The sequence below is a fragment of the Apilactobacillus kunkeei DSM 12361 = ATCC 700308 genome (genome assembly GCF_001281265.1).
GTDB classification, from domain to species: domain Bacteria; phylum Bacillota; class Bacilli; order Lactobacillales; family Lactobacillaceae; genus Apilactobacillus; species Apilactobacillus kunkeei.
The window spans coordinates 178,079-191,983 of the sequence record NZ_JXDB01000002.1 but is presented as its reverse complement, the minus strand read 5'-3'; the positions used below and the strand labels follow the sequence as shown (position 1 = coordinate 191,983).

Sequence of the window (13,905 nt, the reverse complement as noted above, 5' to 3'; positions counted from 1 at the left end):
TATTCTCCTTTTTAATATGAGTATATAAAAAAGAGCCACTGAAATTATCCAGTAGCTCTTTTTATTAGCAATTATTTGATAATTGCTTTGACAAATGTCTTGTTAGAAGTAATGTAAGCACTCTTACCAACGTATAGACGAGTAATACCATGGAATTTAACCACTTTACGTACATGGAATACTTCTCCTCTGTACAATCTTCTTACTGAATTACGTTTAGTGAAAGTCTTACCAGTATGGATCAACACACCCGTAGGCTTGATTACACGATACTTCTTAAAGTGTTTCTTGTAGTAAGCGTTTTGTACTGCTTGACTTGCAGTTACTACAGCGCCATTGCTTAAACGGTATCTTGGGATACGGTTCTTGTAGTACTTCACGCCGACTACTCTGAATACAGTTGAATTGTATCTTGCTGAGTAAGCATATTTTCTGATTCGAGTATGACGAGTGAATTTAACATGGTTATGCGTAAAGATAGTACCTACATTGTAGATGTATCTTGGCATGTGTCTCTTCATTTCCTTCTTGTATGTTGCAACGTATGTGCGAGCATAGCTTTCAGAATGATGAGTGTAGATGTTCTTAGGAATTGCGAAGCGTTCTAGCGCTCTTCTAGTTCCGAACTTCTTACCATGCTTTCTTTGAATCCTGATTTCATGTTTCAAACCTTCCTTGAAGGTGTAGCTGTATAGCTTATCCTTGTTTAGAAGATCCTTAGCAGAAAGCTTCTTGTTCTTCTTAAGAGTTCTCTTAGCAGCAGCGACACCCTTTAGGTAACCGTTGTAACCATTGACGAATGAAGCGTCCTTGGTCTTTAGAAGATCACGGTTGGCCTTGGTATCACCCTTAGCAGCTAGTTTCATACCAGCTAAACCATCTTGAGCAAGCTTGTAACTTGCCTTGTAGTATGCATTATTTGACTTAGAACCTCTCTTGTAAAGAGCATCATAGAAACCAGACTTAGCTTCGTCATATTGTTGCTTGTATGCCTTAGCAACAGCTGGATCTGTGATTGTTGGCATCTTTCTGTTGTTCAAGAAGTCGCTAGGAGCTGAAGTATCAGTTGGGATACTTGCTTTACCCTTAGCATATCCGATACCAAATGCGATGTTGTAGTAAGCATCAGTTGAACCAGAATCAGTTGACTTACTGTTGTAACCGTTGTAGAAACCACTTAGAATTCCAGCGTAAGCATCACGGTAAGCAACGGGGTCTGAACCATCTGGAACTGGGATTTGACTTAGGTCAGCTGGTAATTGCTTGTTAGCCTTTGCATCAGCAACAGCTTGAGCAACAGCAGCTTGAGCAGTAGCTAGTCCCTTTTGGTAATCAGGATCAGTGCTACCAGTATTTGGATGACCTTCAGCAACATCTTGTAGGGCTAGTAGATATTGGCTAGCTCTTTGACGTCCAGCAACAGAAGATGGAGTATTTGAAGTTGCGTCCTTGTCGTCGACACCATGTAGCTTGTCTAGGAATGCGTTAGTTGCATCCTTGTAACCTTGTGATTGAGCCTTTTGAGCTGCACCATTTTGACCGTTAGTTGCGTCTGGTTCGTTTGCGTTTGCAGCGTCAGCACCAGCCTTAGCAACTTTTAGACCATCTAGGTATGCGTTCTTGAAGGCGTCACGGTAAGCAATTGACTTGTTACCTAGGTTAGCAGCGATATATGCATCGATATCTTGAGGCTTGATACTTCCATCAGTTGCAGCCTTGTTGTATCCATCGACAGTACCGTTGAATCCGTCCTTTTCAGCTTGAGGAGCAGCTACATCAGGTTGTTTAGTTGCGTCAGCCTTAGCTTCTGCAACACCTTTAGCAGCATCTTGGGCACCCTTCAAACCAGTTAGGTAAGATGGGTCTGTTGCGATTGGTTGGTTAGCATCGCTGACACGACCATCGTTGTTAACAGCATCTTCATGACCCTTTTCAGCACGTTCTGCAGCTTCCTTAGCAACTTGACCTAAACCAGTATTGTCACCTTCAACAGATGGAACGTCGTCAATAGCTTTACCCCCAAGGTAAGCATTAACACCATCAGTTGCAGCTTGGGCAACTGCAGCCTTAGCTTTTTCATAGTAAGCTTTGTAAGCTTGAGCATTAGCTGGATCCATGCCTGCAGCGGTTGGATCCTCCTTAGCATTACCGTTGTTCTTCAAGTAGTCATTGATAGCGTTTTGAGTGGCTTGGTAAGCAACTGAACCCTTATCAATACCATTGTGATCCTTTAATTCTGGATCCTTGTTTGCAAGAGCATCGTTATATGCCTTGTTTGCGTCAGTTCTTGCCTTTTCGTAAACAGCTTTAGCAAAAACATTTGGATCATATGATGAACCGTTATCGTTAGTGTCAGTAGCACCATTAGTTGAAGCAGTTTGAGCATGTGATAATGCGTTCTTGTATGCGGCAGCATATACAGGATCCTTAGAAGCTAGTTGACTTGCTGTTAATGGTTGTTGACCATTCAATACAGCGTTGTATGCATCTTGAGTTGCGTGGTATACGTTACCAGCATCTGTATCAGCATTGTTACCAGCGTATTGAGCATCCTTAGAAGGATCGTTTGCTTGAGCATCAGCTAGAGCGTTCTTAGCATTTTCTAGACCCTTGTTAAATGCCTTATCTGCAGCAGTAGTTGCGTTTGGCTTAGCTAATGTTGAAGCGTTTGCAGTTGAGTTATTAGGGTTATTGTTGAACAATGCTTCAGCACCATCAGAAGCATTTTCCTTACCTTCAGCTAATGCCTTTTGGTAAGCAGCTTTGTATACAGGGTTGTTATCAGAAGTTGCATGATCTCCTGGCTTAGCATTGTCCTTACCGGCAACATCGTTAAATGCGGCGGCAGCACCCTTGGCAGCTTCATCTTCATTTACAGAACCTGAATTTGAACTTGCAGCTTCATCTGGGTTAGATTGTGCAGCTTGGTAACCTTTATTAGCGTCATCGTAACCTTTTTGGTTAGCAACAGCATCAACTGACTTATCGTTATTATCAGTGTTATGACTACCTTCTTTACCATCTGAAGCAAAGTTTAAAGCACCATTTTGAGCAGCCTTTGTAGCAGCATCTTGAACGGTTGCGTAGGCATCCGCATAAATTTTAGCATATGGTTTGAATTCATCAGGAACTTGATCAGTATTTGTAACCTTATCTAAACCATTCTTACCATCTGCTAATGCAGCCTTAGCGGCAGCAGCAGCAGCTTTAGCGGCTCCTTGTACATCTGGATCAGTTGATGTTTCACCTTGAGTAGGTTGAGCGTTGTCACCATTGTTTAGAACGTTGTCACGAGCAGCGGCAGCAGCCTTAGCCATATCAACACCCTTTTGGTAACTTGCATCTGGGTTACTTGAGAAGTCACCTGATGGGTTATTAATAGCAGCTTGGTAACCAGCAGCAGCTTGGTTGAAACCATTGCTGTGAGCATCACTAGCAGCTTGAGAATCTTCAGTTGGTTTAGCTGCAGGTAAACCTTGTGCAAAGTCTTCAACACCAGCATGTGCAGCAGCCTTAGCATCTGCATTAGCCTTGTCGTAAGCAGCCTTGTAAGCAGGACTTACGTTGGTTGGTTCGTTAGTAGCACCAGTCTTACCGTCAGCATAACCTGCCTTAGCACCAGCGTATGCTTGAGCAGCAGTGTCATCGTTAGGAACGAACTTACCATCCTTGGTAGTACCGTATTGGGCATCCTTGGTTGGGTCGTCTAACTTAGCATCTGCAATACCTTTAGCAGCCTTAGTAGCAGCATCGTTGTAAGCAGCTTGTTCCTTAGGTGTAGCGTTCTTGTAAACATTTGAGTCATCAGCCTTAGTAGCAGTACCACCGTTTGCAGCAGTATCTTGAGCAGCGTTATCTACAGCTGCCTTGTACTTGTCGTATGCGGCATCAAATGTCTTGTCGTATTGATCAGAAGGAGTAACACCTTGTGGAGTTGGGTAGTGACCGTTTACCTTTTCAGGTTTACCAGTACCGTCAGTTGCAGCATTGTATGCTTGTTGAGCAGCTTGGTAACCAGCAGCAGCAATACCAGTTGGTTGTTGTTCACCATTACCGAATGCGCTAGCACCGTTACCAAATGCGTCACCAGCAGATTCAATTGCTTGAGCAAATGCAGCTTGCTTCAATGGATCGTTTGGATACTTATCTTGTGCTGCTTGGTTAGCGGCGGTCTTCAAGGCGTCACCAGTCTTACCAGCGTACTTATCTGGGTTATTTGTGTATTCAGATTGACCAGCGTCAGCAGCAGGTTTGATGGCATCGTAAGCAGCCTTTTGAGCATCTGAAACTAAGCTTGACTTACCAGCATCTGGAGTACCATTTACGGCATCTTCAGCGGCTTTCTTGATTGCGGCAGCATCGTCAACACCTTGCTTGTATGCAGGGTTGTTACCTTGTTTATTAGTATCGACATTGTTTGCTAATCCATCATTCAAACCATCAAGAGCATCACTTTGAGCCTTGTTGTAAGCAGCCTTATCAGCTGGGTTATTTGGTTGTTGATCCTTGTTACCATTACCAAAGTCAGTTAATCCCTTAGCAGCAGCATCCTTAGCAGCCTTGTAAGCTTGAGCATAAGCCATTTGATCAGCAGGACTGTACTTGCTTTGATCTGTAGGATTGTCACCATTTGTATGGTTGATTGCATCGCTGTATGCGTTAGCTGCAGCAGTGTATGCATCATTCATGTCAGGCTTATTGTCATCGTTGTCGTAACCAGTTGCTTTTGCTAGGTCAGCATCCTGGTTAGGATGACCGTCAGCAACATTTTGACTACCTTGAGCAGCAGCGACAGCGTTTTGAACGTTTTGTGCTTGTTGTTTAGCAATAGCATAAATTGGTGAATTGCTCTTAGGATCATTTTGGTCTGAAGCAGGTGTTTGTGAACCATCCTTCATACCAGCCAATGCATCCTTGTAAGCTTGAACTTGATCAGGATCACTGAATTTTTGAGTTGCATTAGTTGGGTCAGTAATTCCAGCAGCAAAGTCCTTAGCGGCAGCTTGGTATGCAGCTTGTAGTTGGGTACCAGCTTGAATACCGGCTTGTTCGTTTTGATTTGAAGAATCTGAATTACCTTGCTTACCACTTAATACTTCAGCCATACCCTTGTTAGTATCGTGCTTAGCAGCATCATATACAGCAGCTAATGCTGGGTCACTTGGACGAGCAGCAGCTGAACTTGGGTTAGCAATTGAATCTTGACCAGCCTTGTTAGCATCTACAGCATCTTGGATTGCCTTTTGGTAAGCAGCCTTGAAGTCTGGGGTTTGTGAGTCAAAGTCACTTGGACGGTAAGCCTTAGTAGCGTCACCCTTTGCAGCTTTCACTGCAGCAACGGCAGCAGCGTAACCCTTGTATGCGTCAGCAGCTTGTTGGTTATTCTTGATGTTATCTGGCACGTTGTTAGCATCTGGAGTTGATTGTGACTTAGCAGCATCAACACCGGCCTTGTCAGCTTGTCCTTGAGCGTAGGCCTTTTGGAAAGCAGGAGTCTTCTTAGCTAATTGGTCACTACTCATTGGAGTTGCGTCATTTAGACCTTGTGCGTAACCATTGTTAGCATCAGTAACACCTTGAGCGTATGACTTTTTAGCTGGATCAGTGCTGTTTAAATCAGAAGCAACATCTGCATTTTCCTTCTTACCGTTCAATGCATCATTTGCACCACGAGCAGCTTCACCAGCAACCTTAGCATCGTTAAATGCTTGTTGGTCAGCTGGATCAGAGTTAGTTGGTGTAGCGCTTGAATCATTGTTCTTACCAGCGTTGTAACCCTTGATAGCATCGTTAAATGCATTCTTGTATGATTCCTTATCAGTTGCAGGAGTATTTGCAAGTCTTGGGTCATTGTCGCTAGTAATTGGTTGTGGATCAGTACCATTAGCAGAAGTGTTGGCTGCTTTAATTGCATCCATTGCATCCTTCTTAGCTAATGCTTGTGAGTTCGCAACCGCATATACAGGTGATTTATCGTTAGCATCAGTTCTACCTTGAGCTCCGTCGGCAATTGCCTTCAATGCTTCTTTGTATACTGGGTCATTTGCGTTAGCTGGGTTTGAAGCTTTTGCTGGGTCAGTGATGCCATTTGCATAATCATTAACAGCAGCTTCATACTTAGCCTTGTCGTTTTGACCAGCTTGTTGACCAGCTTTTTCGTTGCCATTATTAGTATCTGAAACTGGTTTACCAGTTAATCCTTCTGCGTAACCCTTGCTTGCATCATTTCTAGCAGCATCGTATACAGCGGCTTGAGCTGGGTCACTTGGACGAGCAGCAGCTGAACTTGGGTTAGCAACGGAATCTTGACCAGCCTTGTTAGCATCTACAGCATCTTGCATTGCCTTTTGGTAAGCAGCCTTAAAGTCTGGAGTTTGTGAATCAAAGTCACTTGGACGGTCAGCCTTAGTAGCGTCACCCTTTGCAGCTTTAACTGCAGCAACGGCAGCAGCATAACCCTTGTAAGCATCAGCAGCTTGTTGGTTATTCTTGATGTTGTCTGGCACGTTGTTAGCATCTGGAGTTGATTGTGACTTAGCAGCATCAACACCGGCCTTGTCAGCTTGTCCTTGAGCGTAGGCCTTTTGGAAAGCAGGAGTCTTTTGAGCTAATGCATCAGAACTCATTGATTGTTGATCACTTAGGCCTTGTGCGTAACCATTGTTAGCATCAGTAACACCTTGAGCGTAAGCCTTCTTAGCTGGATCAGTGCTGTTTAAATCAGAAGCAACATCATCGTTTGACTTCTTACCATTTAATGCATCATTTGCACCGCGAGCAGCATCACCAAGTATTTTACCAGCATTAAATGCGTTTTGATCAGCTTGGTCATTATTATTAGGTGTGTCAGATGTGTTTTTCTTACCAGCATTGTAACCCTTGATAGCGTCGTTATATGCGTTCATGTATGATTGCTTATCCTTAGCTGGGGTTTGAGCTAGTCTTTGATCACTTAGGTCCTTGATTGGTTGTGGATCAGTACCATTGGCAGCATCCTTAGCGATTTCTGCTTGAGCATCCTTGGCACCTAATGCTTGTGAGTTTGCAACTGTGTATACAGGTGAGTTATCACTACCAGTTGTTCCCTTAGAAGCATCAACTAAAGCGAAAATAGCTGATCTGTAAACAGGATCTGACTTCAATGATGGGTCAGTTGAAGCATTTGCTGGGTCAGTAATGCCCTTAGCAAAGTCAGCTAAAGCATCTTCATATTTTTGTTTATCAGAAGCACCCTTTTGGTTACCTTGAGTCTCGCTAGCATTATTGCTGTCCGATACTGGTTTACCAGTTAATCCTTCAGCGTAACCCTTTTGAGCGTCACTTGCAGCAGCCTTGTAAACATCGGCTAATGCACCAGGAACTGGGGTTTGAGTGTTTGTGCTATCTGGAGTTAATTGTGAAGCAATACCTTGTTTAGCAGCTTGCTTAGCATCTTCTAACGCAGCGTTGTAAGCGTTGTTGTATGATGCAGGCTTGGTTGAATCATTGCTTTCAGGTAATGAATCTAAGTCTTTACCCTTGGCAGCCTTAACTGCAGCAATAGCAGCAGCAGCACCCTTAGCGGCATCTGAGTCATCAGGTTTACCGTTTTCAGCGCTTAGGAATCCAGCCTTATCGTTAGCAGCGGCAGCAGCACCTGTGTTGTACTCATCTGTGGCATTAGATGGCGCACTCTTGTCATGTAATGCGTCGGCGTATCCTTGTTTAGCATCGTTGTAACCCTTGGTAAAGTTAGAATCACTTTGGTTGTTTGCCTTACCATCTGTGAATGCCTTAGCACCTTGAACCTTTAGACCGTCAGCTTTGGCAGCTTCGAATGCAGCGGCACCGACAACATCATCCTTGATACCAGCAGAAGCGGCAGTAGCAGTTGGATCAGTGTTTTGGTAAGCCTTAACAGCAGCGGCGTAAGCCTTATCGTATACATCCTTATTGTTGGCGTTACCATCACTAGGAGCTAATTGGCTTCCAGTCTTTCCAGCCTTAATATCGGCCTTTGCTTGTGCAACGGCAGCTTGAGTGTCATCGTAAGCTTTTTGTTCAGTTGGTAGGTCATCGTTACCAGTAGCAGTATCAGGTCTCTTATCTGCAGTAGAACCATCAGTTAACGCTTTTGCGTAGTTGTAACCTTCAACAGCAGCGGCTGGAGCAGTTGGAGCAGGTTGGCCCTTCATTGCAGCTTCGTAACCAACTTTAGCAGCATTGAAACCATCTAATTGTTTACCAGTTAAACCTTGAGAAGCATTTGGATCTTCTGGGTTCTTGGCATTCTTAAGAGCAGCGATTCCTTGACCATAAGCGAAACCATCTTTGGTTGCTTGATCTGCGTTAGCTGGAGCAGAATCAGTTGGTTTAGCACTTTCACCTTGCGCTTTTTCACTATTAAAGTTGTTGTAAGCATTAGTGTAATCAGGGTCTTGGTTAGTTGATGAAGGTTGTTTAGCATTTTCAGCATCACTTACACCCTTGGCAATGTTGTAACCTTCTTTGTAAGCAGGTGTCTTGTCAGAAGCAGGTGTATCTGCACTATTTGGTTGGTTAGCAGCATTAGCACCGGCAGCGGCATCATCTTTAACGGCCTTGTATGCTTGACCAGCAGCACTGTTTGGATCATTTGGTTGGTTAGCAGTTGAACCGTTCTTGTAATCAGCAAGTGCGTTGTTTACTACAGGTTGAGCAGCAGCAAGTGCCTTCTTGTAGGCGTCTTGGTAAGCTAATGACTTCTTAGCTAGATCAGTGTCTGAAATAGGTGCCTTCTTACCAGCAGCAGCATCATAAGCATCCTTAGTAGCTTGATAACCATCTTGTTCAGCTTGTGATGGAGCTGGGGTAGTTGGTAGGCCTTGACCCTTAGTTGCTAAATCAGCACCTGTTTGCGAATCTTCCTTAGCTTGTTGACCTGCCTTGTATGCAGCTGTTTGGTTTTCAGGGGCAGTGTTGTTTGCACTATTAAAACCGTCAGTCGCTTCATCGTATGCTTTACCATATTCTGGATTAGTGTTGTTAGGATTCTTTGTAGCACCATTTAAAGCGTCAGCTGAACCCTTAGCAACGTTGTAACCCATCTTGTATGCAGGTGTTTGGTTTGCATCAGGTGTGTCTGCACTACCTGGTTGACTAGCAGCATTAGCACCGGCAGCAGCATCATTTTGAACCTTCTTGTAAGCCGCAGCATCTACACCATTACCTTGGGGCTTGTTAGCTGTTGTACCATTCTTATAGTCAGCTTCCGCTTGAGCAACAGTGTTGTTTGCATTATTTTGAGCGGCCTTATAAGCGTCTTGGTAAGGTAATGATTTTTGTGCTAGTTGATCGGCTGTTAGTGGAGCTTGTTGACCACTTGCAGCAGCATATGCATCCTTTGTTGCTTGTAGACCATCTTTCTTAGCTTGTGAATCTTTATCAGTAGGTTGTGCATTTGAATCGCTCATTGCTGCTTGTTGTCCAGCTTGTTCATCAGTCTTGGCAGCTTGACCGGCCTTGTATGCAGGTGAATTCTTTTCTGTATCAGACACTTGGGCATTGTTGAAACCATCTTTTGCATCATTGTAACCAGCAAGTGCTTGTGGATCTGATGGAGCAGCTTGACCACTCAATGCAGCTTGTTGACCAGCATCGTATTTTGCTTTAATGGCATCATATTGTTGGTTATATAAGGTTTGTTGCAATGGTGACATTTGGTTGAAAGGAGAATCGTTTGATGATTCTTTCTTACCACTTCTTACGTCATTGACAATTTGGTTGTAAGCAGTTTGACCTGCTTGGTAAGCTGATGGGTCTAAGTTGTTTGGATTGTTTGTAGTACCTTGGGCAGCTTCAACCATGGCTTGTTGAGCATCTTTATATTGTTGTTGAGCTTTATCGTAAACTTGTTGACCAGTTGGGTCTGTGTCAGCAGGTCTGTTAGTCTTGGTACCAGCAACTGCATCGTTAAGAGCTTGTTGTGCTGTGTTGTAACTAGCAGCATAGTTCTTCTTATAAGCAGAATCTTGACTACCGTTAGCAACCGAAGCAGCTGCAGCTGGACTTGCATTTGCAATGTCGTTTGCGGCTTGTGAGTTTGCTAAGTAATCTTGATATGCTTGTTGTAAACCTTGCATGAAGGCGCTTGGGTTAGAAGCCTTTTGATATTCTGGTAGTTGTTGAATCTTAGCCAAAAGGTCAGGTGTAAGTGTAGTAGGGGCCTTGGTTGGGTCCGTAATTCCTAATTGTTGTAGCAATTGAGGAGTTGCAGCTTTGTAACCACTCATTACACTATCGTAAACACCAGTATAATCGTTGTTCTTTTGATATCTTAATGGATCTTTTGAGTTGGTACCGTTTGTGGCATCAGCAATCGCATTGTTTAAACCATCAGTAATATCTTGACCTTTACCACTATTAACTTGAACAGTTGCGGCTGAATCTTGAGATAATACACCGTTTGAACCGGCTGAGTAACCAACGATGGATGAACTATAGTCACTACCACCATTAGCACTTGGTGTTGCAGTCATGTAGATACCATTAACACCATATCTCATGTAAATACCAACAGTCTTAATTCCATTAGCTTGATTAGCTGGAATTGTGAAGTTAATTGGAATTTGATTAACATTTGATGATGATGTTGCAGAGTATACGTTGTTATCAACAATATTTCCATTATCATCTTTAGCTGGGTTTGAGTATTGAACAGTCTTCCCGGTTGAATCAGTAGTTAGGAATGTGGTCATACCGGAATCATTGTAGTTAGTTGTTGAATTCTTATCAATACCAAATTGTAGGTAAACGTTTTGCTTAGCATAGTCAGAACCATCGTAACCAGCAACCTTAGCAATACCAGAAACAGTTATTGAACCATCGCTGTTAGTCTTAGCACTGATTGGGTTAGCGAAATATACAGAAGGAATACTACTAATGTCTAAGATTTGTCCACCAGAATAAGGTGTGTTATTTGTTGTCTTCAAGTATTGATCAGTTGAAGTGTATTGACTTGATGGGTTCATTTGGTAGTTGTAGTAAATCTTACCATTAACCTTACCAGTGTAGGCGTTAATATTTCCACCACTAACAAATGGGTTGGTGTTGGTTCCATTACTGTTTCTAGCTGAACCAGCATCTAGGATAACGTGACTATCACCAGAGTTGTTGACAATCAAGTTACCGTAAACTAAAGGAACACCTGCACCTGTACCATCAGAGATGGCTGAGATTAAGTTACCACGATTAGCGACTTGAACAGTACCACCATTTAGGTAAACTAATCCACCACCAGATGTTGGAGCTTTTGGAGCACGATTGTCACTGATATGAGCAACCTTAACTTGAATGGTACCACCATTGGTTGCTAAAACATTTGAACCACTATTTACATAAAGTAGTGCATTTGTTTGTCCATACATCTTAGGTGATTGGTTAGATTCAATGTTAATACGACCACCATCAACACGAACACCACCATTACTACCTACATAGATACCACCACCGGCACCATAATCTGGGTAGGTGTTGGAGTAATCTGGCATGATGTTCAAGTTGGCGTTCTTGTTCACAGTCAAACTACCATTTTGAATATCGACACCCATAGGTCCTTGGTCAGCACCGTCGTCTCCACCAGTTGCGTTACCTCTAGGAATCAATGTCATACTCGAGTCTTCACCTAAGGTAAGATTACCACCACCAGAAATGTAAACAACGTTAGAACCAGTATTTGAACCAACTGAACCAAAGTAGTGAGCACCCTTGTTCAACACCATGTTGGCAATTGATAGGTTATTTTGGTTACCTGATCCTTGGGCACCTTGTCCCTTTAAGAACGGTGAATCGTAAACATCATCACGTTGGAAGACGTTCACATTACCATCAACATAAACGTAGTTACCTTTGGCTGACAAGATTTGTGAACCAACGTAGTTAACATTCTTGTAGTAAATTGCACCACCATTAGATAATGAGAATGGTCCAAAATAGTTAGTTCCATATAGAGTTTGGAAGTTTTGTACATATAATTGAGTATTACTAGTTGAGTTTGTATTAAATTTATACTGTTGACCAGACATATCAGCAATATGATTTTGACCATCAATCACAAAAGTTTTACCATCTGTAGAATTTACATTAACATCATTTTCTTGAGCTGTACTAACAGGATGTAAGTCAATATCATTTACCAACTTAATTGTGAAACCTTTGCTTAACAATGTTGAGTTATTCATAATACCGTCAAATTGCTTACCAGTAGATACGAACACAACGTTTTGTGCTGCTTGACTTACAACGTCATTGTATGCAGCGATGTAGTTCTTGTCTTGTTTACTTGAGGCATCAATGGCAGAAATCGATTGAACAGAGTTACCACCATTGAATTGAGCAGCGATAGCGGCCTTTGCCCCTAAGTATCCTTGATCGTATGGGTTAGTAGAACTAGTGTTAACGTTTGGATTATTTGTTAGATAGAAATCTTGGGTTTTACCCTTAGCAGATCCATCACCAATAACCCCTGTCCACTTACCTTTTTCGGCATCTACCATACCTTGCTTAGCAAGAGCTGCAGAAGTTGCGTACTTGTAAACGTCAGATAACGCACCATAGAATGCAGAATTATTGGTATTAACATCTGATTGTGAAGCTACCTTAATGTTAGCTGTACCAGATGTTGCATTTTGACCATTAATCTTAACTGAAGTGTTTTGTGCATTATTGAATTTTAGACCTAAGTCATTTTCATAGCTAATTACTGAGTTATAAGCATCGTTAGGGTTATCAGCTCCCCCCTTATTTGCTTGGTAACTGTCATTGTATGAACCAGTGTATGAAGCGGCTGCTGAAGCGTTATATGTAGCGCTTGAACCTTGGCCCCAATTTGATGTGTTAATGTTTGGTTTAACTGCAGCTGTTGATCCATTTCCTGAAGTGTAGGAAGTGTTAGCGGTGTTGTTGTAGTAGTTGTAATCTTGAGTACCAGTACCATTACCTTGAGTAGCATTTGAGTATGCATTAATGGCAACTTGAGCACCAGCATAAGCAGCACTGTAGTAAGCACCTTGATCGGTTGAGTAAGAAGCCATGTTGTTACCATTACTCATAACAACATCATTAATGGCAGCTGAAATCGCAGCTGAGTATTTAGCTTCATATGATGATCCAGCTTGGTAGTTAGCGTCTGAAGTGTTAGCACCACTAGCTGTACTACTGTTCAAAGCAGCATAAAATCCGCTACTTGCTTGGCTGTATGCGCTGTTATATGTAGATTGGTTTACATCTCCTACATTTGAAGCAGCTGACCTGCCTTTAGCGTAATCACTAATACCTGCACTTACGGCACTTGATGATGCAGCCACACTGTCATCATGTGCTTTTTGTGATGCAGCTACACTAGCAGCAGTTGATGCAGCTGAGTATGCTGTATCGTATGCGTCTTGGTGGTTTGCATAAGAAGCCTTTGACTTATTAGCGGTAAAATCACTTGAACCTGCGTTAGAAGCAGCTAAACTTGCTGAAGTTGAAGCTGAACTATACGCCGCATCATAATCTGATTGGAAAGCTGATAATGTGGCTTTTGATCTTCCAGCAGAACCATCTGCAGTACCTAGACTCGTAGCTGAAGATTGTTGTTCAGCTTGGTTTTCATTACCATTATCACTACTTGATGTACCTGATGCACCTGTTGTATCAGCATGAACAACCACTTGGGAAGTGTTTGTCATACCGTATGCAGACGCACCTAAAAGAGCTAAGGTCGCAATGGATACAACAACCCATTGTTTCTTAACCTTTTTCATGACTTTTTTGTCATTTACTTTATTAAATTCATTTTTATTATATTGCAATATATCATCCCCTAAAAATGCAATTTATATATTTATACCTATCGTCCCGATTATGATACCACTCTTAATTTAAATTTAAAACTGTTTTAATTAT

1 protein-coding gene is annotated in these 13,905 nt (G+C 42.4%); it reads right to left on the bottom strand.

Features of this window, described 5'->3' with window-relative positions; genetic code table 11:
• Positions 1-71 precede the first annotated feature (71 nt).
• Positions 72-13,811 carry a DUF5776 domain-containing protein gene (locus RZ79_RS01105; RefSeq protein ID WP_054449648.1) on the bottom strand — a complete coding sequence of 4,580 codons (13,740 nt, stop codon included), beginning with the start codon at positions 13,809-13,811 and terminating at the stop codon, positions 72-74.
• Positions 13,812-13,905 lie beyond the last annotated feature (94 nt).